This is a genomic window from Pseudomonas sp. NY11955 (assembly GCF_048068035.1).
In the GTDB taxonomy this organism is placed as follows: domain Bacteria; phylum Pseudomonadota; class Gammaproteobacteria; order Pseudomonadales; family Pseudomonadaceae; genus Aquipseudomonas.
In genome coordinates this window covers 267893-290024 of sequence record NZ_JBLUPS010000003.1, presented here as the reverse complement: position 1 = coordinate 290024, position 22132 = coordinate 267893, and the positions used below count along the sequence as shown (strand labels likewise).

At 61.0% G+C, this 22132-nt stretch carries 40 protein-coding genes and 1 tRNA gene; 20 read left to right on the top strand and 21 right to left on the bottom strand.

The features are described 5' to 3' along the window. Positions 1-8: 8 nt before the first annotated feature. The 15 genes from ACNFBR_RS07205 to ACNFBR_RS07135 all read right to left on the bottom strand — a co-directional run bounded on the left by ACNFBR_RS07205 (position 9) and on the right by ACNFBR_RS07135 (position 8786). Positions 9-1736 (bottom strand): terminase large subunit, encoded by a 1728-nt coding sequence (locus ACNFBR_RS07205; protein ID WP_416734260.1) that lies wholly within the window; start codon positions 1734-1736, stop codon positions 9-11. Beyond that, the gene (locus ACNFBR_RS07200; RefSeq protein ID WP_322361847.1) at positions 1736-2221 is read right to left on the bottom strand and encodes a phage terminase small subunit P27 family; all 486 of its coding nucleotides are present in this window, start codon (positions 2219-2221) and stop codon (positions 1736-1738) included. The genes ACNFBR_RS07205 and ACNFBR_RS07200 overlap by 1 nt, the downstream gene beginning before the upstream one ends. Before the next feature lie 135 nt (positions 2222-2356). Continuing rightward, positions 2357-2725, bottom strand: coding sequence for an HNH endonuclease (locus tag ACNFBR_RS07195; RefSeq protein ID WP_416734259.1), 369 nt, complete (start codon positions 2723-2725; stop codon positions 2357-2359). After that, a complete protein-coding gene (locus tag ACNFBR_RS07190; protein ID WP_416734258.1) occupies positions 2716-2895 on the bottom strand; it encodes a hypothetical protein in 180 nt (59 codons plus the stop codon). Before ACNFBR_RS07190 ends, ACNFBR_RS07195 begins: the two co-directional genes overlap by 10 nt. Positions 2896-2955: 60 nt before the next feature. Continuing rightward, positions 2956-3153, bottom strand: a complete 198-nt coding sequence (locus ACNFBR_RS07185; protein ID WP_416734257.1) for a hypothetical protein — start codon at positions 3151-3153, stop codon at positions 2956-2958. A 4-nt stretch (positions 3154-3157) separates the two neighbouring features. Further along, positions 3158-3481, bottom strand: a complete 324-nt coding sequence (locus ACNFBR_RS07180; RefSeq protein ID WP_010952643.1) for a phage holin, lambda family — start codon at positions 3479-3481, stop codon at positions 3158-3160. Positions 3482-3810: 329 nt separating this feature from the next. After that, positions 3811-4200 carry an antiterminator Q family protein gene (locus ACNFBR_RS07175; RefSeq protein WP_027609633.1) on the bottom strand — a complete coding sequence of 130 codons (390 nt, stop codon included), beginning with the start codon at positions 4198-4200 and terminating at the stop codon, positions 3811-3813. 11 nt (positions 4201-4211) lie between these two features. Then, entirely contained in the window at positions 4212-4529 is a 318-nt protein-coding gene (locus tag ACNFBR_RS07170; RefSeq protein WP_416734256.1) for a hypothetical protein, read from the bottom strand. Next, on the bottom strand, positions 4526-4774 hold the full coding sequence (locus ACNFBR_RS07165; RefSeq protein WP_416734255.1) for a hypothetical protein: 249 nt from the start codon (positions 4772-4774) through the stop codon (positions 4526-4528). The genes ACNFBR_RS07170 and ACNFBR_RS07165 overlap by 4 nt, the downstream gene beginning before the upstream one ends. Beyond that, positions 4771-6057, bottom strand: a complete 1287-nt coding sequence (locus ACNFBR_RS07160; protein WP_416734254.1) for a tyrosine-type recombinase/integrase — start codon at positions 6055-6057, stop codon at positions 4771-4773. Before ACNFBR_RS07160 ends, ACNFBR_RS07165 begins: the two co-directional genes overlap by 4 nt. Then, a complete protein-coding gene (locus ACNFBR_RS07155) occupies positions 6054-6482 on the bottom strand; it encodes a VRR-NUC domain-containing protein (protein ID WP_392524723.1) in 429 nt (142 codons plus the stop codon). Before ACNFBR_RS07155 ends, ACNFBR_RS07160 begins: the two co-directional genes overlap by 4 nt. After that, entirely contained in the window at positions 6479-6775 is a 297-nt protein-coding gene (locus ACNFBR_RS07150) for a DUF1364 domain-containing protein (protein ID WP_169775102.1), read from the bottom strand. Before ACNFBR_RS07150 ends, ACNFBR_RS07155 begins: the two co-directional genes overlap by 4 nt. A 2-nt stretch (positions 6776-6777) precedes the next feature. Further along, the gene (locus tag ACNFBR_RS07145) at positions 6778-7590 is read right to left on the bottom strand and encodes an ATP-binding protein (protein ID WP_416734253.1); all 813 of its coding nucleotides are present in this window, start codon (positions 7588-7590) and stop codon (positions 6778-6780) included. Further along, positions 7580-8437, bottom strand: coding sequence for a replication protein (locus ACNFBR_RS07140; RefSeq protein ID WP_416734252.1), 858 nt, complete (start codon positions 8435-8437; stop codon positions 7580-7582). The genes ACNFBR_RS07145 and ACNFBR_RS07140 overlap by 11 nt, the downstream gene beginning before the upstream one ends. Positions 8438-8576: 139 nt before the next feature. Further along, the gene (locus tag ACNFBR_RS07135; RefSeq protein ID WP_416734251.1) at positions 8577-8786 is read right to left on the bottom strand and encodes a hypothetical protein; all 210 of its coding nucleotides are present in this window, start codon (positions 8784-8786) and stop codon (positions 8577-8579) included. A gap of 89 nt (positions 8787-8875) precedes the next feature. On the opposite strand from ACNFBR_RS07135, the gene ACNFBR_RS07130 reads away from it, so the two are divergent. Further along, a complete protein-coding gene (locus ACNFBR_RS07130; protein WP_416734250.1) occupies positions 8876-9697 on the top strand; it encodes a S24 family peptidase in 822 nt (273 codons plus the stop codon). A 46-nt stretch (positions 9698-9743) separates the two neighbouring features. Here ACNFBR_RS07130 and ACNFBR_RS07125 read toward each other — a convergent pair whose 3' ends face one another. Further along, complete coding sequence (locus ACNFBR_RS07125) at positions 9744-10058, bottom strand: DUF1654 domain-containing protein (RefSeq protein ID WP_416734249.1); 315 nt, start codon at positions 10056-10058, stop codon at positions 9744-9746. Positions 10059-10463: 405 nt separating this feature from the next. Here ACNFBR_RS07125 and ACNFBR_RS07120 point away from each other — a divergent pair, with 405 nt between their 5' ends. The 7 genes from ACNFBR_RS07120 to ACNFBR_RS07090 all read left to right on the top strand — a co-directional run bounded on the left by ACNFBR_RS07120 (position 10464) and on the right by ACNFBR_RS07090 (position 13053). Next, complete coding sequence (locus ACNFBR_RS07120; protein ID WP_008099709.1) at positions 10464-10901, top strand: tellurite resistance TerB family protein; 438 nt, start codon at positions 10464-10466, stop codon at positions 10899-10901. After that, entirely contained in the window at positions 10898-11092 is a 195-nt protein-coding gene (locus ACNFBR_RS07115) for a hypothetical protein (RefSeq protein WP_416734248.1), read from the top strand. The genes ACNFBR_RS07120 and ACNFBR_RS07115 overlap by 4 nt, the downstream gene beginning before the upstream one ends. A 146-nt stretch (positions 11093-11238) precedes the next feature. After that, positions 11239-11622, top strand: coding sequence for a LuxR C-terminal-related transcriptional regulator (locus ACNFBR_RS07110; RefSeq protein ID WP_416734247.1), 384 nt, complete (start codon positions 11239-11241; stop codon positions 11620-11622). 17 nt (positions 11623-11639) lie between these two features. Continuing rightward, positions 11640-11972: a hypothetical protein gene (locus ACNFBR_RS07105; protein WP_416734246.1), complete on the top strand. Its 333-nt coding sequence runs from the start codon at positions 11640-11642 to the stop codon at positions 11970-11972. Further along, positions 11969-12460 carry a single-stranded DNA-binding protein gene (ssb, locus tag ACNFBR_RS07100; protein WP_416734245.1) on the top strand — a complete coding sequence of 164 codons (492 nt, stop codon included), beginning with the start codon at positions 11969-11971 and terminating at the stop codon, positions 12458-12460. Before ACNFBR_RS07105 ends, ssb begins: the two co-directional genes overlap by 4 nt. A gap of 2 nt (positions 12461-12462) precedes the next feature. Further along, complete coding sequence (locus tag ACNFBR_RS07095; protein ID WP_416734244.1) at positions 12463-12621, top strand: hypothetical protein; 159 nt, start codon at positions 12463-12465, stop codon at positions 12619-12621. Between the two features lie 81 nt (positions 12622-12702). Beyond that, positions 12703-13053 carry a hypothetical protein gene (locus tag ACNFBR_RS07090; RefSeq protein WP_416734243.1) on the top strand — a complete coding sequence of 117 codons (351 nt, stop codon included), beginning with the start codon at positions 12703-12705 and terminating at the stop codon, positions 13051-13053. Here ACNFBR_RS07090 and ACNFBR_RS07085 read toward each other — a convergent pair. Next, positions 13050-13313, bottom strand: a complete 264-nt coding sequence (locus tag ACNFBR_RS07085) for a hypothetical protein (RefSeq protein WP_416734242.1) — start codon at positions 13311-13313, stop codon at positions 13050-13052. The genes ACNFBR_RS07090 and ACNFBR_RS07085 overlap by 4 nt on opposite strands. 169 nt (positions 13314-13482) lie before the next feature. On the opposite strand from ACNFBR_RS07085, the gene ACNFBR_RS07080 reads away from it, so the two are divergent. Together ACNFBR_RS07080 and ACNFBR_RS07075 are read left to right on the top strand one after the other, a co-directional pair. Continuing rightward, positions 13483-13869 (top strand): hypothetical protein, encoded by a 387-nt coding sequence (locus tag ACNFBR_RS07080; RefSeq protein ID WP_416734241.1) that lies wholly within the window; start codon positions 13483-13485, stop codon positions 13867-13869. 13 nt (positions 13870-13882) lie between these two features. Continuing rightward, complete coding sequence (locus tag ACNFBR_RS07075; RefSeq protein ID WP_416734240.1) at positions 13883-14806, top strand: DNA cytosine methyltransferase; 924 nt, start codon at positions 13883-13885, stop codon at positions 14804-14806. 47 nt (positions 14807-14853) lie between these two features. On the opposite strand, the gene ACNFBR_RS07070 is transcribed toward ACNFBR_RS07075, so the two are convergent. Beyond that, positions 14854-15153: a hypothetical protein gene (locus tag ACNFBR_RS07070; protein ID WP_416734239.1), complete on the bottom strand. Its 300-nt coding sequence runs from the start codon at positions 15151-15153 to the stop codon at positions 14854-14856. A 98-nt stretch (positions 15154-15251) separates the two neighbouring features. Here ACNFBR_RS07070 and ACNFBR_RS07065 point away from each other — a divergent pair, with 98 nt between their 5' ends. From ACNFBR_RS07065 to ACNFBR_RS07040, 6 genes are read left to right on the top strand one after another with little or no spacing between them, the layout of a single operon-like run. Further along, positions 15252-15818: a hypothetical protein gene (locus ACNFBR_RS07065; RefSeq protein WP_416734238.1), complete on the top strand. Its 567-nt coding sequence runs from the start codon at positions 15252-15254 to the stop codon at positions 15816-15818. Further along, complete coding sequence (locus ACNFBR_RS07060) at positions 15815-16081, top strand: hypothetical protein (RefSeq protein WP_416734237.1); 267 nt, start codon at positions 15815-15817, stop codon at positions 16079-16081. Before ACNFBR_RS07065 ends, ACNFBR_RS07060 begins: the two co-directional genes overlap by 4 nt. Beyond that, a complete protein-coding gene (locus ACNFBR_RS07055) occupies positions 16078-16638 on the top strand; it encodes a hypothetical protein (protein WP_416734236.1) in 561 nt (186 codons plus the stop codon). Before ACNFBR_RS07060 ends, ACNFBR_RS07055 begins: the two co-directional genes overlap by 4 nt. Next, positions 16635-17039, top strand: a complete 405-nt coding sequence (locus ACNFBR_RS07050) for a phage protein NinX family protein (protein WP_416734235.1) — start codon at positions 16635-16637, stop codon at positions 17037-17039. The genes ACNFBR_RS07055 and ACNFBR_RS07050 overlap by 4 nt, the downstream gene beginning before the upstream one ends. Further along, complete coding sequence (locus ACNFBR_RS07045; RefSeq protein ID WP_416734234.1) at positions 17029-17226, top strand: hypothetical protein; 198 nt, start codon at positions 17029-17031, stop codon at positions 17224-17226. Before ACNFBR_RS07050 ends, ACNFBR_RS07045 begins: the two co-directional genes overlap by 11 nt. A 46-nt stretch (positions 17227-17272) precedes the next feature. Further along, positions 17273-17596 (top strand): helix-turn-helix domain-containing protein, encoded by a 324-nt coding sequence (locus tag ACNFBR_RS07040; protein ID WP_416734233.1) that lies wholly within the window; start codon positions 17273-17275, stop codon positions 17594-17596. Between the two features lie 51 nt (positions 17597-17647). Here the strand turns inward: ACNFBR_RS07040 and ACNFBR_RS07035 are convergent, their stop codons facing one another. Continuing rightward, positions 17648-17929 (bottom strand): hypothetical protein, encoded by a 282-nt coding sequence (locus tag ACNFBR_RS07035; RefSeq protein ID WP_416734232.1) that lies wholly within the window; start codon positions 17927-17929, stop codon positions 17648-17650. 119 nt (positions 17930-18048) lie between these two features. On the opposite strand from ACNFBR_RS07035, the gene ACNFBR_RS07030 reads away from it, so the two are divergent. Both ACNFBR_RS07030 and ACNFBR_RS07025 read left to right on the top strand, forming a co-directional pair. After that, positions 18049-18294 carry a DUF4224 domain-containing protein gene (locus ACNFBR_RS07030; protein ID WP_416734231.1) on the top strand — a complete coding sequence of 82 codons (246 nt, stop codon included), beginning with the start codon at positions 18049-18051 and terminating at the stop codon, positions 18292-18294. A gap of 1 nt (position 18295) precedes the next feature. Further along, complete coding sequence (locus ACNFBR_RS07025; RefSeq protein ID WP_416734230.1) at positions 18296-19348, top strand: tyrosine-type recombinase/integrase; 1053 nt, start codon at positions 18296-18298, stop codon at positions 19346-19348. 98 nt (positions 19349-19446) lie between these two features. Here ACNFBR_RS07025 and ACNFBR_RS07020 read toward each other — a convergent pair. Next, positions 19447-19520, bottom strand: a tRNA-Cys gene (locus ACNFBR_RS07020). 154 nt (positions 19521-19674) lie between these two features. Then, positions 19675-20694, bottom strand: coding sequence for a protease SohB (sohB, locus tag ACNFBR_RS07015; RefSeq protein WP_416734229.1), 1020 nt, complete (start codon positions 20692-20694; stop codon positions 19675-19677). Positions 20695-20891: 197 nt separating this feature from the next. Between sohB and ACNFBR_RS07010 the strand changes: the two genes are divergently transcribed. Beyond that, complete coding sequence (locus ACNFBR_RS07010) at positions 20892-21602, top strand: histidine phosphatase family protein (protein WP_416734228.1); 711 nt, start codon at positions 20892-20894, stop codon at positions 21600-21602. Between the two features lie 56 nt (positions 21603-21658). Next, positions 21659-21976: an SCP2 sterol-binding domain-containing protein gene (locus ACNFBR_RS07005; RefSeq protein WP_012273165.1), complete on the top strand. Its 318-nt coding sequence runs from the start codon at positions 21659-21661 to the stop codon at positions 21974-21976. Positions 21977-22132: the final 156 nt, after the last annotated feature.

The window sequence follows — 22132 nt, the reverse complement described above, 5'->3', positions numbered from 1 at the left end:
GGTTCCTATCAGCCAAGCACGATGGGATTGGCGAAGAAGTTGTCGAAGCCACCGTTTCCTTCAGCTGCCAGCCGCAGCACGGACCCGATTGCCATGATCAGCGCGACCGCGCCGTCGATCTTGTTGTCGTCGCCCTGTTTGATCGGGCGGACCACGTCGTCGTTGCCTGGCAAGTGCTTGCCGATCACGTTGCCGATACACCAGGTCATGATCGGATTGCCGTCGTGATGGAAGCGTCCTGACTCGATCGCTGCCTCCAGCTCCTTCATGCCGTCGGACATGTTGGTGTAGTTCTGGGTGATGGTGATCGGGTTAAACCCCTCGTCATCAAGGTCGTGGCTCAGGCCAGTGGCGCCATGTGGGTCAATCGGACTCTCCTTAATCGGCGCCAGATGATTCGCCTCCTTGGTGTCCTCAAGGATCTCCCGATAGTCCACCTCTGCACCTGGTGTCGTGAACAGGTGCCCGGTATTGACCCAGGCTTGGAAGCGCTCGGCCATGCGCTTGTTGTCCACGTCGTTGGCCGTGTCTTCCGGAACCCAGAACGCCGGAGCCACGCTGTAGTAGTGGATCTTTCCGTCGATCTCACGCCAGAACAGCCTGGCCCTGGAGTTCATGTCCAGCTTGCGCGCCAAGTCGAAGCCGGCAATCCACTCCTGCCCCTCGAACTGCTCAAGCGTGAGCGTCTTGTCCTCGCAGGCCTTCCAGCTTTCCATGTTGAAGAAGCCGGACTTGGCACTCACCCACAGGTTCAGGTGCTTGGTCTTGAACGTGTTGGTGAAGCGCGCCGAGCGGATCGCCCTGGCCAGCTGGCTCTCCAGGTACTCCTGAAACACCGACACACCCATGCAGGGGTTGGCCTTGGCAAGGTTCTTCGGGTCGGTCCAATCGTCGCCCTCGTCGAGCGTCCAGATGTAGCCGAACAGCTCGTCGTCCGGCACGGTGCCGTTGAGCATCTCGATGACCTGGCGACGCTTGTCGTAGCACGGCCCCTCGATGTTTGCGCCGGCAGTGGTGATGATGAACATTAGCGGCTGCCGGCGTGCCCCCATACCGGTGAGCATCGTGTCGTACTGGGCAGCGCTGTCGTGCTCGTGGTATTCGTCGATGATCGCGCAGGACGGAGACGCACCATCACCAGGGTTGCCGATCAGCGGCTCGAAACGGCTGCCGTTGGACGGTATGTTCAGGTTCGAAGCGTTGACCTCGATTCCCGCCGCCTCGATCAGCATGGGCGAGCGACTGACCATCAGCCTTGCTGGCCGGAACACCTCCCACGCCTGCTTCTCGGTGGTCGCACCGGAGTAGACTTCGGCGCCGAACTCGTTGTCGGCGGTGAACATGCTGATGCCGACGCCGGCGGCGATCACCGACTTGCCGTTCTTGCGCGGCACCTCCCAGTAGCTCTCGCGAAAGCGCCGGTACCCGCCCTTCTTCCGGACCCAGCCGAATGTGCAGGCCAAGCCGAAGAGCTGCCAGGGTTCCAGGGTGATCAGTTGCCGCTTGAACGCCCATTCGCCCTTGGTGTGGGGCAGCAGCTGCATGAGGCGCAGCTTCTTCTCGGCCTTGGCCGGATCGAACTTGTACGGGTAGTTCTTCGAGCGGCTGGACGCCACATCCTCAAAGTGCCGCTCGATCGCCTGGTGGATGTAACGACATGCCGGAAACTTACCCTTGAGGACAGACCTTGCCCACACCATTGCTTTGTCGACATTGGTGTACTTGGCTCTGGTCATCAGGAACTCAGTAGGGCGGCGAACTCGTTGGTGGATTTCTGCTTGTTGCCGCCGATGATTCGGGTTCGGCTGGCCGGGTCCAGGCCCAGCATCGAACCGAATGTCACGATCTGACGCATTGCTTCGTTTGCAGCGGTAAGCGCTGGGTTCTTCATCGGGCTGCCCTGCGATGACTCGACCACCGGGCCAAACTGGTCGACCGCCTCCTGGGCCATTCGCCAGTTGCTGTAGGCGGTGCAGAAAGCCTCAACGTTGTGCAGGTCAGTCAGCGCGATGACGTTCTCGCGCAGCAACTCGGGTACCAGCATCTTCCACATCGTGGCCGCACGATCGCTCAGCCAATCCGGCGGATCGACATTTGTGATGGTGGCGAACTGCGGCTCGGCCTTGTTCAAGGCCCGTTTTCCGGGGTTGCCGGCTAGCTCTTTCTTGGCCGTCGGCTTGGGTTTGCGACCACGGCCGGCGACCTTGGCGGTGCCTCCCATCGCGCAACTCCTGAATTTTTAATTTCGCGGGTGTAAAAAAACGACTGAGGGCGCGGTGTCCGAGCGAAAGGGCCTGAACTTTTGACCCTCCCCCTCCCTGCCAACGAGATTTCATCTCATTTGCGCCGTTTTCGATCATTTTTTGATCGTTTTCGACTCCCGCTGCGTCTTCGCCTTGTGGCAGTCGCGGTTGATCGCCCGCAGGTTGTGGTCATCGTCGGTCCCGCCGTGGGCAAGGGCGACAATGTGGTCAACCTCGTGTGCTTCTCGGATGCGGCCGAGCTGGGCGCAGTCGTCACACCGGCACAGGTACTGATCTCGCTTCAGGATTCGCTCACGCTTGCGCCGCCAAGGGCGACCACCACGGCCTGACCCCTTACGTGTCGCCCAGGCCTTGGCCTGCTCGGCAGCCAGGTCGGCATGGCCATCGCAGTAGCCATTACCGTTGCGGTGCAGTGCTCTGCACCCTGACGCCCGGCACGGGCGCTGAGGTCTTATCGGCATGGCGCACCACTCAAGTAAGTCTGAGGCGGGGCGTCAGGATCGATGCCGCCTTCATCCGCCAGCGCTTCGATCAGTGCTAGGTTCTGGGTCGCGATCTGTTCGAGCAGGCTGGTCTGCTTCTGCTGCTGGTCCAGGATCTGCTGGAGCAAAGAGATTGCTTGCTCGTTCACGGGCCACCTTCATCCATTTGTTGATCCACTCGCGCCGAGCGGCGCACCCACTGCAGGCCATCACTCAGTCCTGCTCATGTTGAGCTGCTGCGCGATATCGGCAGCACGCTCACGCACTTCCAGCACCTGGCCGTCGAACGTGTGGACGATGGCGCAGATGCCGTGCCACTGCGAGCTAGTGGCGGCCTCCTGCACGCGGGCAATGGCGGCCGGGGCAAGATAGTGCTGGCGGCGGTTGACGTCAGTCAGCGTGATCATCGGGTCACCCTTGTGCTTTGCGAGACAGGAACAGGTCGGAATAGCCGCGAAGCTTCTCAACCCCCATGAAGCCGACCATTCCGCCTGCGAAGGTGGCCATGCCCTGTGGCAGGCCCATCCATTCGAGCAACGGCACCAGGGCCAGGGTGATGAGGCCGCACAACGCGCCCTCCAAGAACATCTGCCGCCGGGTGCCGCCGCCATACACCACCCGGAGGACGGCGATCGCGACTGACAAGCCAGCGGCATACAGCTGAGGCTGATGGGCCAGCACCCAGGTGAGCACAGCGGCCCACAGGCCAGGATCCTTCTCGGGCATGTTTGGCATCTCGATTCCTCCCTTTTGGGGAGCGCAGTAGGTTCGGCCCCAACAGCACTCCCAGCTCGGGGCGATGGGTGTGGTGGAGCCGAAAACGAAAAAGCCCCGGCAAGTGCCGAGGCTTCGAATTGGCGGAGATGTCGACCCTGTCAGGTCGATGTCGTGGCGTTTCCCTCCAGTCCCCACGCTGACTGTTACCCCTGCACGTTCCCGCCGGGCTTTGATCATCTCCAAAACGCAAAATCCCGGTCACATTCGCCGGGATTTCACTGTGTCGCGTTGCTTGCAAGCTGGACACGCTGCTATGAAAACAGGTGTTTATCCGCGCGGAAAGCTTTTTATGCAGCCTCGCGCAATTGCTCCAGGGCGCAATCGATCCAGGCCACTCCAGTGTTGATCAGCTCGCGCGCCTTGGCTTCGCTCATCTTGTGCTCGCGGGCGATCCGCAGCGCCGGCCATTTAGCACCGAAGTACAGCCAGACGAAGCCGCCCATCTGCGGGTTGCGCTTGTTCAGCCTGGCTACGGCGCCGTCCACCGCAAGTGCTAGGTCGTCTGTGATCACGTATTGCTTGAGCCCGCCTTCAGCTGGGGCGTGCTCCTTCATAAGCGCATACAGCGGGCAGACGTACTGAGGTACGCCCATGCCATCCATGCGCCACCAACCCCATTGCTCGAGCATGTACGCGGTGTCACCAAGGGCCTTGTCTACGTAGGTTCGTTTTTTCATGTCCTTCCCCCTCAATCCCCGGTGTAGTTGGTGCCTCCGGCGCCGCGCCGGTTGCTTCCCTGATATGTCGCCTCAGGCCCGGATGCCTGAGGGTTCTTCAACTGCTCGATCTGCCGCAGCGCTGTCCGGAGCCTCATGCTGAGCTGGGTCACCAGTTCATCCAGGGCCAGGGCCTCACCGGTTGCTGCCACTACCCAGCCCGAGGCATTGCAGTGGTCGCATGGCAGTTCGTGAAACAAGCCCTTGGAGACCGCTCTCCCACGGCACAAAGGGCATACATCCAATTCAATTACGGCCTTCTTGAAAGCCGGGCCGTGGCTTTTTCTCATTGGCGGGCACGCCCCTTTTTGGCCCGAAGCCAAGGTTGGGTCGCACGGCTGCGCGGTACGACCGCACTGCCAGCCACAACCGACTTGTCGAACTGCTGCAGGCCAAACAAACCTCCTTCCCGCGGCGACACGGTCACTTCCTCGCCGAGGTCCACGCCGAACCACTCATCAATGATCACCCGCCCAATGGCTCGACCTTCCAGGATGTAGAGGAAGGCGACGGCCCCGTGCTCGGAATTCCTCATTTCGAATCCTCGCTTATGGTTGATTCCTGAATCACGCCGCAGGCCCCGTGCTGCTTGGCCTCCAGGCAATTACCCGAAATTGCGTTTCTACCCTCCTTCAACCCATGGATACGGTCGAAGCCCTTGCTGTCTAGAAACGCGTGCCACTGCTCCAGGGCAGCGCGCTTGCGCTCTTCGGCAGTGGTCTGGATGTAGGCCTGGACGTTGTGGCCCATGGCGTGGTTGATCAGCAGCTCGCCGATCAGGAAGTCGATGCCCTGCTCCGCCCAGCAGGTCCTGGCCAGCTTGCGCAGGTCGTGGCTGGTCCACTCGCCCTGCCCCAGGCGGGTGAACACCTCCGAGGCCTGCTTCTCGCTCAGGCACTTGCCGCTCTTGCCCGGGAACAGGTACTGGCCGGTGTAGCCCTTGGCCCTCTGGGTCTCGCGGTACCAGGTCAACAGCGCGCACACCTGCTCGGTCAGTGGCAGCGAGTGCTCGGCGCGGGTCTTGGTGTTCTCCGCCGGCAGGTGCCAGTTGCGGATGGCCAGGGCGATGTGTGGCCACTGGGCTTGGCGGGTCTCGCCCAAGCGGTTGCCGTGACACAGCATCAGCAGGGCCAGCATGGCGTCGGCGGGCTCGTCGGCGATCACCTCGGCCAGCTGGCTCAGCAGGCCCTCGATCTGCACCCCGCGCAGGCGCGCCGGTCGGGCCTTGATCTTGGCCTTGGTGAAGTCGCTGAACTTGATCCCGGCCATCGGGTTGCGGGCGACTAGGCCCAGGGCGTGAGCCTTGCGGAAGGCGTCGATCAACAGGCCGAACACCAGGCGCACGTACTCGAGCGACAGCTGCTCCTGCATCGGCCAGACCAGCTGGTTGTCCAGGGCGCTATGGCTCACATCGGCCAGCGCCAGGCCGCCGATGCGCGGCATCAGGTGGCAGGCAATGGCCGACTTGGCCGTGGCCCGCCGGCTCTTCGACAGGTTGCGGGTGCGCTCGACGCGGTCGGCGAACCACTCCAGCAACCCCCCTACCGTTTGCCAGCCCGACACAGCAGCCTTGCCCTCGCTCAGCAGCCGCTGGCGAACCTCCGGCAGCGAGGCCAGCACCACCTTGGCCGACTGGTCCGGGTAGGTGCCGATCTTGTTCCACTGCTTGCGCACCACGAGGTACCAGGTACCGCGTGGGCGATCCTCGGTGAAGCGCAGGTACAAGCCAGGGTGGCGCGGGTCGCGCAGCAGCACAGCGTCCAGATCATCCGCCCGGCGGCGCAGCTCGGCATCGGAAAGCGCGACCACAACCGTCATGCTGCCACCGTAGCAGGCAGCAGCAGGTAAGCGCGGATGGCCTCGACCGCGTCGATGTTGCCCCGGCACACGATGGCCAGGTAGCCCTGGTCTGCCAGCGCCTGCAGGTAGGCGTCCTGGCTGGGCGACACCGGTGCATCGAACGGCGGCATGGCCTTGAACTCGATGTACAGGCCGAAGTAACCGCCGCGCGCCATCGGCAGCACCAGGTCGGGAACACCGGCCTTCACGCCCTGCCCCTTCAGCTTGGCGGCCACGGCCTTGACACGGTGCCCACCGTTTGGGACGTGGTAGATCAGCTTGTAGGCCTGCGGGTAGCGCAGCTGCAGCTCCTGCATCAGCGCGGCCTGCTCCTGCCCTTCCCGGTCAACGGGCTTGGCACGGGCCGGCTTGGCCTTGAACGGGCGAAGGGCAGGAGCATTCATGCGACCAGCACCCCCTCGTTGATCAGCAGCGCCTGGGTGCGCATCACACCCTCGGCGTGGTAATGCCGGGCGGTTTCGCGATCGACGACCCGGCTGCGGCCGTCACAGGCGTCGTGGCAGGCGCTGCAGGACCAGGCACCTTGCATGTCGTGCGGCTTCTTGCCCACCCCGCAGGTGCCGGCCAAGCGGTAGTGCGCAAGGACGGTGGTCTCGGGGTTACCATTGCACACGCCCGGGATACGTACCTGGCACTCCCGTCCGCGCGCGGCCTTGGTCAGCTTGGTTTGCCGCATGGTCAGAACTCCTCCTTGCCACGGTGCGATTCCCACTCGAAGGGCACCACCACCCCGCCGCCCTCGCGCAGTCGGTCGTAACACCGCTCGCCCATGGCGTGGCGCAGCTGGGCTGGCTCCAGGTTGGAAATCACCACCGTGGGGCGCATCTGCTCGTAGCGCCCGTTGATGATCGAAAACAGGGTGGTCAGCTCGAACTCGCTCGGCTGCTCCTTGCTGACGCCGACCTCGTCCAGCACCAGCAGCGATGGCTCGATCAGGCTGGACAGGATGTCGGCCTCGGACTGCTCGCTGTGGCGGTCGTAGGTCGCGCGGATGGACTGCAGGATCGCGCCCACCGTGCGGTAGACGGCGGTGGCCGAGGTGTTGCGCATCAGCTCGTTGGCCATGCCGGCACCCAGGTGGGTCTTGCCGGTGCCGACCTTGCCCAGCAGCATCAGGCAACGCCCGGTGCGCTCGATCTCCTCGAACGCGGCCACGTAGCGCGTGCAGTAGGCCAGGGCCTTGCGCTGGCCTTCGTGCTCGACGCGGTAGTTGGCCAGGGTGCGCTCGGCGAAACGCTTCGGGATCAGCGCCGCCCCCAGCTTGCGGGTCATGGCCTCGCGCTTCAGGCGGGTTTCCTCAGCCTGCTGCTTGGCCTGACGCTCGGAAATCGCGGCCTTCTCGCATTCAGGGCAGCGACCAACAATCTCGCGCCCCATGAGCATGGTCACCCGCTGCTCGAAGGCACCGTGATGCTCACAGTCCGCTGGCTGGATACGAAAACCAGCGGCGTTTTTCACCTCGGACATGGTGATCACCGATTCAGATCGCATAAGTGCCGTCCTCACGCTCGGACAGGCCGGCGGTGTAGTCGCGTTCGTTGAAGCCGTGGTGACGGCTGTGAGGTTTGGCCTGGGTCGGCAACTGGGCGCCGATGCGCTTGGTGACCCATTCAACTTCGAAGCCGCGCCAGCCGTTCTCGACGGCCACTTCCAGTGCCTGGGCTGGCTGGACGCCGAAAGCCTTGCACTGCTCCAGCTTGACGTTCAGCCCGGCCCAGATTCGGGCGGTCACTGGGGCCTTGGCGGCCTTGCGAACCGTCAGGTAGTCAGCGATCAGCGACTCGTCCAGGCCGTGAGGGTTGTCGGCCAGCATGGCGGCCTTCCCGAACGGCGCCTTGCGGTCAGCTTTGGCCGGGGTCGGCTGCTCATCGCTGGGGGGGCATGTATTTTCTTCCGAAGGAAGAAATACATAGGGGGTTAGATTCTTAGAATAAAGAAGGGAGTCGGCGGTTTTGGTCTGTTTCGACTCTTCGCCGATTCGGACCACTTGAGCCGAGTCGGCTGTTTTGGTCTGTTTCGGCTCAATAACGTAGACCCAGTCTTTCGGGTCATTCACACCGATGTCGCCTCGGGCACCGCCCTCTCGGAACAGCACGCGACGACGCAGCAGGCTCGAGATCGCCTTGGATACGGTGTCAGGGTGAGCGTGGATGGCTTTCGCGATGTCGGTGGCCGGGATGCGCTGAGCACCCGCACCAAAGTTGATGGTGGCCTTGGCCACGTACAGCACAATCTTCATCTCCCGGGCCGGGAGATCGATAGCCAGCAGGCCATCCATGAGCTGGTTGTCCATCCGGGTGAACCCCCTGGACTTGTCAAGTGGGACGATGTTTGTCATGCTTTAACCCGTTCTAATGCTGTAGAGAAAGCCGCCCTGCCAGGCGGTTTTTTTTCGTCTGCTATTCGGCTACTGGATGCCTAAACAGCAGGACGGCCCCACTACTGGCGCAAGGCCAGATGAATCAAAATCCACCTCGTCAATCGGCACCTTTCACCGGGGATATGCCAGGAACGTCTTGCCGCTGCGCAACAAGCACTCCGCCTGACTCCTTCTCCAGAACGCACTGCATCGGATAAGAGAAGCCGCCAGCCGAACGGCACTGGGAGACCCGGCTACTGGACACGCCGAGAGCGTCACCGATGGCGCGGCCGGTGCGGAAATGTTTCAGGGCTTCGTCAAAGGTCATTGATGTCTCTCCGAGGTCTTCGGCGAGTTTAGAGTTCTTAACAATACAAGGCAAGTTATCTAAACACTCAAAGGTTTAGAATCCTAAATATGGAATTCAAAGACCGCGTCATCGCGCGCATGAGGGAGCTCAACCTGAGCTCAACCGACCTCAGCAAATTGTCTGGCGTGTCCAAGGCAACCGTGAGCTTCTGGATTAACGGAACGAACGGCGCCAAGGGCAAAAACCTTCTCGCCCTGGCAAAAGCACTTGAGTGCTCAGCGGAATGGCTTTCTGACGGTACCGGTCGGCCAACTGACGAGAATGCTTCTTCAGGCGCGGCATCCAGCACTGCCGAACTGGTGGCGCAGATGCTTGCCTCTAAGGCTGGAAAGAACCTTTCGGAGAAAGCACGCGAAGTCATGCTTGCCGCTGCTGCCGAAGCGGACAGCCCAGATCGAGGGCAAGAATACCTTCCCTCTGCCTACTCCAGCCTAAAGCCGACCCAGGAAGAAATCCTAATTCCTCAGTACGACGTACGAGCGGCAATGGGCCACGGGCAAGTGCCTGCTGATTACAGCGAGGCCGTGCGAAACCTCGTCGTGCGTGAAGAAATTTTGCGGGAGAAGGGCGTTACGTACACCTCGCCTACAGCATTGGCGATGATAACGGGATGGGGTCAGAGCATGGAGGGGACCATCAATGACAAGGACCTTGTCATTGTTGACCGAGGAATCAACGAGTTTATAGGCGAAGGGATCTACGTAATCACCTGGCACCAAGAGCTGTACATCAAGCGCATGATGCGGTTGGATGAGGACCATTTTCGGCTGATCTCTGACAACCAGCACTATGAGAACCAGACGGCTCGCATCGATGACGTCACAGTGCATGCCAAGGTGCTACTGATCTGGAACGCAAAAAAAGCGTAATACTCACCGCAAAGAAGCCCGCGTATTAGCGGGCTTTTTCGTACCGTCAGAACGGCGCCGACTCCTCTAAAGCCACGAATTCATCCTGGGTTTCTGCTTGAGGATCCTCGTCCGAGAATGCCTCCCAGCGCAGCGTCACAGAGACATCCTCCTCGTTAAATTCCATTTCGATCCCGTCAGTCTCCTTGAGGATCCCCATCACCTCCTCCCACTCCCTGTCCCCATCAGTATCTAGCCGGTGAATGGTCACCCACCTTTGTTGTTGGGCGGCAGGATGATTGATCATCGATGAAACCCGAAGACCCAGGCGCTCCACGCCCGACATAACCACTTTTTCCTGCTGCTTCTGGGGCTTTGCCATCCGATCCTCCAATAACTGTATATCCATACAGGGACTACGCAAGACTAGCTGATCTCCTACAAAGCCGGAAGTCTTGACTTTGCGGTCTCACCGGGAATATCCGTTCGTCCATCCTGTTTAGATTTCTAAAATACTTCTTGACGCCATCTGTTTAGTTTTCTAAATTTGCCTCAAGCAGTCGCTACAAGGGGCTGCAGGCAGACAAGCCACCGCTCTTTAAAAACCAGCAGATGAGCCACCAGGCGCCGAGTTCAACCGGCGATTGAGTTCTGGTGGACGTCACGCAACACAGCAAGCTTCCTCGCTCGACATGTCGGCCCGCAGGTTTGCTGAGCAACACAGATTTCACTGGCTGGCCTTGGCGACAGGGCCAGACGGGAAATCAACCCCACGGAGCAACACCCCATGCTTGGAAAACTGTTCGGCAAGAAAGGTCGTGAAGCCCGCGCTGCAATGCAGGTGGTTCAGAACCGCGACCTGATGCAGGCGATAGTGTACGGCGCCTTCTACGTCGCAGCCGCGGATGGCGATATCGGCGAAGACGAAATCAAGAAGACCGAAAAGCTGATCGCCAACACACCTCAGCTCAAAGGCTTCGGTCCGGAGCTGTCCAACACCATGGACCGGGCCGAGAAAGACTTCCACGACGGCGGCCACCGCATCCTGCGGATGAACGCCGAGAAGGAACTGAAAGACCTGGCTCACTCCCCGGAAGAAGCGGCCATCGTCATCAACGTCATGCTGACCATCGCCGAGGCATCTGGCGACATCGACGACAAGGAAATGGCCGTCCTTGAGAAGTCGGCGAAGCTGATGGGCCTCAGCCTCAAGGACTATCTGTGATCCGCATCGGATCCTTCGCAATCATGGCCGTCGCCGTGGTGTGGCTGGTCATGCGGGGAGTCGATTACGGCACTTGCGCCTGGTACGGCCACCAGACCGAGCGCGACACCCGCTACGCCGCATTTGTCGGCTGCATGGTGAAGACCAGTAGCGGATGGGTGCCACGCAACGAACTGCGCACCCAGCAGTAGCACCGCGTCAGCCTGACGAAAACTGCCCGATCTACCTGGTTCCCCATCACTAGGCTGCATCGGTCGTGGCGTTCGCCCTCCCCTTGGTCCGGGAGGTAGACGGCAGCGAGCGTCACGACCAATGCAGCCACCCGCAAGAGCAAATCATGGACACGATCACTATCGGCGCATGGATAGGCCATCTTGGCCGAGGCCTGGCGCCTCGCGAATTGCAATGCATCCTCGATGTCGCCCAGGGCTTCACCACCAAGGAAATCGCCAGGCACTTCGGCATCAGCGAAAGCGGTGTCGAGAAGCGTATCGGCGACGCCATGTTGAAGCTGGGCGTTGCCCGCCGGGCGGCAGCCGTGGCCGAAGCCATGCGCCGCCAGATCATCAGCCCGCTCTGCATCGCGCTCGTTGCCCTCATGGCCATGCACGCGGTGATCAACGACAGCGACCCCATGCGCCGCGACCGCCGCGCTCCTGAGCGCCGCACCGCCCAAGTTCGAATCGTTCGCAAGGCAGAAGCCTTGGAACTCCATGCCTGACCAACAAGGACCATCCCATGAACGCAGCCATCCGTAACAGCCGTGTGCAATACGCCCAAGTGCAGCAGCAGGCCGAAGCCGCAGCCGCCGAGTTCCGCAGCAATTCCCGCTTCTTCGTCCAGCAGGGCGAGAACAACAGCTGGGCCATCGTCGGCTCCGACGACAACCGGCTGTACGGACAGCGCCGTCGCTACTTCGACGCAGTGACCTATGCCGAAAGCCTAGAGCGCGCCGTGAACGCAAAGTCGGTACCGGTGCTGAAAGTCAGCCCGCCAGATGACGTGCGCACCCGCTGGGCTGCGCTGTGGGCACTGGTGCTGATCGTCATGGCCGGAGCGTTCTCGTCATGAGTCGCGGGGTAAACAAGGTCATCCTGGTCGGCGCAGTTGGCCAGGACCCAGACGTGCGCTACATGCCAAACGGACAGGCCGTGACCAACATCAGCCTGGCCACGAGTGAGCAGTGGACCGACAAGCAGTCGGGCCAGAAGGTCGAGCGCACCGAATGGCACCGCGTGGTGATGTTCGGGAAAGTGGCGGAGATCGCCGGGGAGTACGCCCGCAAGGGGACCCAGCTCTACATCGAGGGCAAGCTGCAAACCCGCGAGTGGGAGAAGGACGGCATCAAGCGCTACACGACTGAGGTGCACGTCGACATGCGCGGCACTATGCAGTTGCTCGGCGGAAAGCCGCAGGGCCAGCAGCCCGGTCAAGCGCCCGATCGTCAGCCGCAGCAACGCCGGCAGGCATCCCAGCAGCAGAGCCAGCAGTCGGCCCCGCCGGATAGCTTCGATGACGACATTCCCTTCGCGCCAGCGCACCACCTCACGGGGGCGTAACCATGCGCCATCAACCGCCCCACCCCACCGCGTACTACCTCGGGCGAGCCTGCCGAGACAACAGCCAGTCACGCGATGCCCAGCCATACGGCTGGATGACCGTGGACTGCGGCTGGTGGCTTGCCGGCTGGCATGACCGAGACATGGAGCTTTCCGCTTGAAACGCATCACCGCGCGCGTCCGGCACGGCCGGCGCCAGCAGCACATCAATCTGCCGCCCAGCGGCTTGGGAGGTACCTGCGATGACCGAGCAAAAGACCGGTGTCGCGAAACACTCTGCGGACTACCGGGCCCGGCAGAAGGCCCAGGCGAAGAAGCTGGGAATCGAGAAGGTGTTCTTCAACATGCCGGAGGGGATCAAGGCCGCCATGGCTGCCGAGATCGAGCGCTACGGCTACGACCAGGTACAGGAACTCTGGCAGGATCTGGCCTTATCGTGGATAGCCCAAGATCCTGAAGAGCGGGCGCGTCGCCTCGAACGACCTGACGCGCCAGCTTTTTACATCTCACCGAAACTAGCGCGCCAGTTCGAAGCGGCAAGTATGGCCGAAATCAGACGGGATCCAGGTGATGAGATAGAAGCACCGCGTTAGTCAGGATCAATCTCACGCATCATCTGCTGCATAACTCGTATGCCTCGATCACGGCATGCCTCATAAGACGCACACACCTCGCTGTCTTCATGGGTGCCTGTGCGGCCATCCTTAGCTTCAACCTCAATTCGTATACCACGGGGAATAGGGTTCGAACCGTCATCGGGCCATTTGAACTGCAAGAAACCCTTCTGTCCTTTCGGCCCATTCCAACGCACGCCGCGAGGTCGGTCCACTGCCAGCTTCAAATCGTCGGTCATAGAAAACTCCATAAGGCCCGGCCCCATGCCGGAATCTCTTTGTACTCCAGAACGCGTTACCAAAAAAAACCTTTTTAGAAGTTGTTGCCTCCGGCGCTGCCCGCCAGCGCCTTCCCCTATTCAACGATAACGCCTCCCCGGCGAGGGCGGCGCCTGCCTGGAGATCACCATGAGCACATTCGCAGTGTTCGGCATGACCGCGAGCGCGGCACTTGCCGATGCCAGGAAACAGACAAAGAACACCAGGCCCAGCGGAAAGGCTGGGTGCCCCCCCCTAGAGCTTACGCTCGCTGAGTGGACGGAGGCTGTTCAGCACAACGCCGACACCATTATGGCCGGCGAGAAAGTGAAGCAGCTCAGCGCCCTATTCGATACTCCGCAGCATGCCCAGCAGTTCATTGAGCTGGCAAAGCGGGCAGGCCCATGTCGAGACCTGCGAATCCGCTCCAAGGCGGCACTCCTCGACGAAAAGGGTCGCACGATCATCAGCCCCAAGACCAAGATGCCCGTTATTGGCTGGGCGGACTGGAAGCCTGAAATTCCCAAAGTCGCCTGACACGGAAATCACCATGACAACAGCAATCGACCTGTTCGCCGGCCTAGGCGGATGGAGCACCGGCGCGCGCGCCGCAGGCGTCCAGGTTCTCTGGGCGGCAAACCACTGGCCGGTGGCCGTTGAATGGCACAGCGCCAACCACCCAGACACGCAGCACGTCTGCCAGGACTTGCACCAGGCCCGCTGGGAGCAGGTGCCGGCGCACGACATCTTGCTTGCCTCGCCCTGCTGCCAGGGCCACGCTAAGGCACGCGGCAAGAAATCGGGAAACCCTGAGCACGACGCTTCGCGCTCGACAGCCTGGGCGCCGGTATCGGCCCTTGAGTTCCACCGGCCACAGGCGGCGGTGATTGAGAACGTGCCCGAGTTCACCGACTGGGTGCTGTATCCGGCCTGGCTGCAAGCGATACAGGCGCTGGGATACCAGGCGGCGCCTCACATCGTGGATTGCGCCGACCTCGGCGTACCGCAGCATCGGGTGCGCCTGTTCATGGTGCTGACGCGCAGCAAGGCGCCGCTCATGCTGCAACTGCCGAGCGAGCGGCATGTGCCGGCCGCCAGTTTCCTCGACTTCGACGCCGGGCGCTGGTCGCAGATCGAGAAGCCAGGCCGAGCCCAGGCAACCCTCGATCGCGTCCGGAATGGCCGGGCGCGCTTCGGCGAGCGGTTCATCATGCCCTACTACGGCAAAGGCTCCGGCGCCACCGGGCGCGATATCAACCGCCCGATCGGCACCATAACCACCCTTGACCGATGGGCCCTGGTCAACGGCGACCGCATGCGGATGCTCAGCGCCAGCGAGGCCTTGGCCGCGATGTCGTTCCCCGCTGACACTCTGCGCCCAGACAGTCACAGGCTGACGATGCACATGGCCGGCAACGCGGTACCGCCGCTGGCCGGCCAGCGCGTTATCGAAGCACTGCTGAAAGCCGTATGACCGAAGGAGTACATTTGTACTCATTCCAACTGTAACCCCACTCCCCTTTATTTTGAGGCGGCGAGCACATCAGCGCCCTGGCTGCCTTCAATGGCAATGCGCCGGGCCTGGCTGACACCTGATGCCAGAGCCCTGGACATCGACTCGCCTGGAAGAGAGTTGAAAGCCTCTTCGTGCACGGCCGTTCCGCTGGGGTCATAAATACCGATGAACATCTGAGTATTTCCAGTACGGGACAAACGAACCTGCACGTCGATCACAGTTCCGTCGCTTAACGTCTCGTCATGGGTTCTGCAATGCAGCTGGGGATCCGCCCAATTCCAATAGCCCTGCCCTCGTCGTCGCATATCCACCTCCGTCTGTTTCTACTCAGTAACGCAGGTAATCGAAGCGGCGCATATGTAAAGCGCACGTTTTAGACCGACGGTGAAATTTTGGCCATTAAATGGCTGATATGACACCAAAAGCCCAATTCACCCTATATTCACTGCCGCGATATGGCGGCCAAGGAACGACCGTGCCTGTAGAAAAAACTGCTCTCGACTCCATCGATCTGGACGCCCTACATGTCGCCGCCAAGGCCGCTGCCGAGGATGTGATCCGCTCCCACGGCTGGAAGGGAATGGTCGAAGACGCCGACCTGCTGGGAACCGATGAGCGCTACCTGGTGCTCGCTGATCCTGCTGTTGTGTCTGGTTTGATCGAAGAGATCAAAACCCTACGCGGCAACTATGACGCGGCTGTCACGCGGATCAAGGAACTGGACCTATTGTTTGGTCGATACCTGCTCGGCATGCGCGCCGCGGTGATCGAGTGGCAGAACGGCCGAGGCGCTGAAGCTGGCATGGAGTGGATCTGGAATGGTCTTGCCGGCCCCGGCGAACTGCCACCAGAAAACGAGGCTCAGGCCCAGGCCTACTTCGACCGCGAGGTTGTGCCAATCGAGGCAGGCCTGGAAGAGGTGTATGCCCTGCTCGAGCAGCGGCGCGCGGCCAAGCAGGTGAATCAATGACCCGCCTCGCCCTCTGCCTCCTGCTGCTGGCCACCGGCTCCAGCGCAGACCCGTTACCGCGCTACGTGGAGCGGATTCACGACAGCGAACGAGCTGTTACCTTCTGGGTTGCCAGCGCGGGCATGGGAATCGGCATCAGCTGCATCCCCGACAGCCAGCTGCAGGCCGACAACCAGCGCCAGCTCTCCCCGCACGAAACCCAACCCGAACCTACACCCGCTCTGGCGCCTGGGCGCTGGATTGATGAGAGGTATGAACTGTGAGCGAGAAACTTGAGCGCGAGGAGCGCTACATCGTCTTCAAGGTGAAAGACCTGAGCGAGCACAAGCTCGGCTGGGTTCGCGACGTGATCAGGCTGAACGACATTCCCACCGTGGACGCCGTGGTGGTTGAAGCCGACTGGCCGGAGTACGAGCCGACCTGGTCGGCTATCGAGCGCCGCGTAACCGGTGCGCAGTGGAATGGAGAAGGACTGCCGCCAGTTGGCCTTGAAGTCGAGTGCACTTACGACGCCTGGGGCTACTGGCTGAAAGGTAAAGTCCTCTGCTACGGCGAGAAGATGATCTTCATGGAGCAGGAGAGCAGCAAGGGCGATGGCAAGTTTGAAGGATCCATGAATCCTGACGGCATCAGGTTCCGCCCTATCCGCACGCCTGAGCAAATCGCAGCCGATGAGCGCATGCACAAGATCAGGAATGCCCATACCCGCATAGCCAGAACGCTTGACCGGTTCAAGCAGGATATCCCTGGACAGTCGGCGGCAATGGCCGTGATTGAGGCCGTGATCGATGCCGGATACGAAAAGCAGGTGACGCCATGACCGACCTGATCGAAGTGAGGGTTTCGAACCTAATCGGTGCGGCACTGGACTGGGCGGTGGCCATAGCCGAAGGCTACAAGCAGGACGCCGAGAACCATCTGACGATTATCAGTCCCCGGGGCGTCTTCACCAGCGTGAGCATTCGCGGAGCATCCGAAGGCTTCGGGTTTCGACCATCCACTAACTGGGAACAGGGCGGCCCACTGATCGACAAGCACAACGGCGGGCTGCACTACGAGGCCCACCTGGCGGACGTGAACTTCCGCTACAGCTCTGGGCCAGGCAGGACCGGTTTCTGGTGCTACGGCCCAACTGCGCTCATTGCCTTCTGCCGAGGCCTTGTCAAAGCCAAGCTCGGCGATACCGTCCAGGTGCCGAAGGAGCTGATCAATGACTACTGAAGAAACCGACGTGCAGGGCCTGATGAAAGCCTGCCAGCGCGGCGTGGCCGGCAAAGGCCCAGCTATCGAAGCGGCCAACAACCTGCTGGCCGAGTGCTACGGCCTGCTGGGCAAGCTCGCCGCCGAGAATGATGCACTTCGCAAAGACCGAGACAGCCTGCTGGAAGCCGGAGGACACCTTCTATGATCCTGCCCCTGATGTACATGGCCTACCTGATCTACAGGGGGCCGCGATGAACCATACGGCCAGATACGAAGAGCTACGTAAAGCGATGCGAGAGAAAGGGATCAGCCAATCCGATCTCGCCCGGAAACTGGGTGTAAGCCAAGCGTCCATCAGCGACGTTTTGCGCGGCCGCAGCTCCCCAGACGGCAAACTTTCTCGCGCCTTGCTGGCCGAACTCGAGCTCACGCCGCGCCAGGCTCCAGCCACTCCGCCACGCTGCCCATTCATGAGTTCATTTCCGGTGCGACTGGCAGTTTCAGGTCAATCCCTGGCGAAACGGCTAGCCGAAGCACTGATGATTGCAGTGATCGCAAACCTGATCACGAAGTAACCCCTCCCTCTACTACTCAAGCCCGCCGACATGCGCGGGCAAGGACTCCACTCAGGGGAAATTCATCGTAAGCAGTCGAACCACTTCATGCTCGGACACTGGGAAGTGTTTTTCCTCAGGGCCGCCACTCCGCCAGAAGACCACCCTCCAGCCCTCTTTAATTCGATATTTCCGGACGTAGGCCGTCACAGCCTGGGAGCGCAGTGTCAGCTCTCCATCAGCGCTGCTTCCAGACTCAACGACACCCGGCGAAGCGAACTTTCTGGCTAGCCTCCCGAGATCTTCTTTGACGCCACTGTGAGCAAATCGCTCGAACGGCTTCATGGGTTTCATCGGTCCAGCCTCCGTCGTGGCAGCTTCAACTCCCTAGCACTATAGCCGCCAACCTACTGTGGCTATTGAATTCCATTTTTCACTATCTCTGCCGCCACCGGCGGCGTGGAGACCATCCCATGGAAACCGAGATCCTTTCGGACGAAGAGTTGGTGTCGATCACCGGCTACAAGCCCCGGGCGTGGCAGCGCCGCTGGCTCACTGAAAAAGGTTGGCACTTTGTCGAAAGTCGCGGCGGCCGGCCACTGGTGGGCCGCCAATACGCCCGCCAGAAACTTAGCGGCGTGGTGATCGACACCGTCCCAGTCGCCACAGCCCCGCCCCCGGCGCCAGCCTGGACCCCTGATTTCTCCCGAGTAAAGTGACATGCGACCCAGAAGTACCGAGAACCGCGACCTGCCGCCGGGCATGTACCGGCGAAAGCGCACCAGGAAGAATGGCAACACATGGGTCGGCTATTACTATCGCGACCAAACCGGCAAGGAAATCCCACTCGGTACCGACCTGGTGCAGGCCAAGCTGAAGTGGGCCGACTTTGAAGCCAAGGCCACACCTGCCGAGCTGAAGACGATGAAGGGAATCTTCGACGAGTACGAGCGCAAGATCATCCCGGGCAAGGCCGCCAGGACCCAGAAGGACAACATCTACGAGCTCAAGCAGCTGCGCGCCGTGTTCGACTCAGCGCCCATCGATGCGATCACGCCGGCCATGATTGCCCAGTACCGCGATTCGCGGTCGGCTAAGACCAGGGCAAACAGGGAAATCGCCCTGCTCTCGCATGTTTTCAACACGGCAAGGGAATGGGGGCTCACCACCAGGGATAACCCTTGCCTGGGTGTGCGCAAGAACAAAGAGAAACCTCGCGACTATTACGCCAACGAAGCGGTGTGGAAGGCGGTGTATGAGGAAGCGTCGGAAGAATTGAAAGACGCTATGGACTTGGCATATCTCACGGGCCAGCGACCAGCAGATGTGCTTTCAATGCGAAGGGACGATATTGAGGGGATCTATCTGCTGGTGAGCCAAGGCAAGACAGGGAAGCGTCTTCGGATCATGCTGCAGACGAATGGCGTGAACAACAGCCTGGGTACTCTGCTGGAGCGCATCCTGCGCCGAAACAGTGAGCACCTTTCGCCGTTCTTCATTCTGAACAGCAACGGCAAGCGATTGTCGTGGGAGATGTTACGAAACCGCTGGCAGGACGCCAGGGAGACAGCGCGGGTGAAGGCAATCAGCAATAAGCAGCCCGAACTTGCAAACCGAATTGCTCAGTTCCAGTTCAGGGACATCCGCCCCAAAGCCGCATCCGAAATCAACGATCTGACTGATGCAAGCTTGCTGCTGGGCCACTCGAAAGAGGGAATTACTGAGCGGGTCTATCGTCGCGTCGGCGCCATCGCGAAGCCTTCGAAAGGCTGAAGTTTCGGAACTCCACCCTAAAAGTTTCGGAACTCTTGGCCTTTTCAGACCCATAAAGAAAAACCCCGCAGACGTTAATCTGCGGGGCTTTCGAATGGTGGAGGCCGAGGTCGGAATCGAACCGGCGTAGACGGATTTGCAATCCGGAGCATAACCACTTTGCTACTCGGCCTCAAAGGTCGGATCTAGCTGCTTGCGCTTTGCTATCTCCTTGAAACGCTGAACCTTTTTCAAAGTTTGCTGCGTTTCGATGGGCGCCATTATGTCTTCATTCCTTTAACCTTGCAACCCCCTGAACGAAAAAAAATTTCAACGGGTTCAAGGTGTTAGCGCAGGCGGCCGAGTTTACTCCACAAGCCCACCACTGTGTTCTCCACGGTGCCGCTGGCAGCCATGCCGATTCGCTCCTGCAAGCTCTTGCGCTCGGCATAGTGCAGGTGGAACAGGTTGGCATTGCGCGCGCGCTCGCTCAGGTACTCGTCGCTGGTCTGCAGTTCGTCTACCAGCTTGCGGTTGAGTGCCGCCACGCCCAGCCAGACTTCGCCGGTGGCCACTTCGTCGATGTGCAGCTGCGGGCGATAGCGGGCAACGAAATCCTTGAACAGCTGGTGGGTGATATCCAGGTCTTCCTGGAACTTCTCCCGGCCCTTCTCGGTATTTTCGCCAAACACGGTCAGGGTGCGCTTGTACTCGCCGGCAGTCAGCACTTCGAAGTCGATGTCATGCTTCTTCAGCAAGCGGTTGACGTTGGGCAACTGCGCCACCACGCCGATCGAACCCAGTACGGCGAACGGGGCGCTGACGATCTTCTCGCCAATGCAGGCCATCATGTAACCGCCGCTGGCGGCAACCTTGTCAATGCACACGGTCAGCGGGATGCCCGCCTGGCGAATGCGCGCCAGCTGCGATGCCGCCAAACCATAGCTGTGCACCAGGCCGCCGCCGCTTTCCAGGCGCAGCACCACTTCGTCACGCGGGGTGGCGAGGGTCAGCAGCGCGGTGATTTCGTTGCGCAGGCTTTCGGTGGCAGAGGCTTTGATGTCGCCATCGAAGTCCAGCACGAACACCCGGCCCTTGGCCTCGGCCTTGCCCTTCTTCTGCTGTTTTTCCGCCTTGGCCTGCTGCTTGCGCAGGGCCTTGAGCTGGGCCTTGTCGAGCAGGCCGGACTCCAGCCGCTCGCGCAAATCCTTGTAGAACTCGTTCAGGCGGGTGACCTGCAACTGCCCACCCGGTTTGCGCCGCCCTTTGCCACGCAACCCGGCGATGGCCGACAGCACCACGAGAATGGCGATGACCAGGGTGGCGGTTTTAGCGAGAAAGCTTGCGTATTCGGCAAGAAACTCCACGTTGACTCCTTGAATGCCTGCGCCAATGCGGCGCGTAACTGTTGCAAGCATACCGTTGCGTCTGTAGTGCTGCCAGCCGGTGTAAACGCTGGCAACATCTTTCAAACAACCTTTTCAAACGCTTGTATGTTTTTTCGTTGACAGCCCGAGTGCCGCATCCTAACCTCGCAGCAACCTCCAACAGGCCGGAACCTTACGTGGGCAACCTCTACCTGATCCGACATGGCCAAGCCTCCTTCGGTGCCGATGACTATGACGTCCTCTCGCCCGTGGGCGTGCGCCAGAGCCAGGCCTTGGGTGAGCACCTGGCCCAGCTGGGTATACGGCTGGACCGCTGCGTGGCGGGTGACCTGCGCCGCCAGCAAGATACCGCGCGCCTGGCGCTGCGGGCGCTGCACGCCAATGGCTGCCCGGTGCCGGCCGTCGAGACCGACGCCGCATTCAATGAGTTCGATGCCGACGGCGTCATCCGCGCTCTGTTGCCCGACCTGCTGCCAGAAGAGCCCGATGCCCTGCATATTCTGCGCAATGCCGCGCAGCACCGCAGCGAGTTCCAGCGCCTGTTCGCGCTGATGGTGCAGCGCTGGCACGATGGCGAACATGCCGACGATGGCCTGGAGACCTGGCAGGCGTTCACTGCCCGCGTACAAGGTGGCTTGCAGCGTGTGCTGGATGCTGCCGGCAGCGGCGACAATATTGCCATCTTCACCTCCGGCGGTACCATTGCCGCCCTGCTCCACCTGGTTACCCGTATCACCCCCAGCCAGGCGTTCGCGCTCAACTGGCAGATCATCAACACGTCGCTCAGCCAACTGAAGTTCCGCGGCCGCGACGTGGCACTGGCTTCCTTCAACAGCCAGGCCCATGTGCAGCTGTTGAAGGCGCCGGAGCTTGTCACTTACCGATAGGCCCGGCTTGTTGTGTCCCTGCGGGGACGTGTAAATCACTCTATAAGGAATGCGCCATGACCTCCGTAGCTGATGCCGTTAAAAAGATGCAAGAGAAGTTCAACCCAGCCGCTGCCGCCGGCCTGGACCTGGTGTTCGGCTTCGACATCACCGACGAAGGCAAGAAATACGCGCTGATCGTCAAGGACGGCACCTGCGACCTGCAGGAAGGCGAGAACCCGGATGCCAACTGCACCCTGGTGATGGACAGCGAAACCCTGAAGGGCATCGTCAGCGGCGAAACCGACGGCATGCAGGCCTTCATGGGCGGCAAGCTGCGCGTTGAAGGCGACATGATGCTGTCGATGAAGCTCAGCGAGCTGTTCCCGTCCTGAGGGCTGGGGATACCGGATGATCGAAAACCGAAGCCTGACCGGCTTCGGTTTTTTTTTGCCTGCATTCGGTGCGGTGATCCACCAGCAACACCCTCACCTATATGGCACCTGGCACGCTTGTTCCAACCTCGGCAGGCCATTAGATTAGCCAATAGT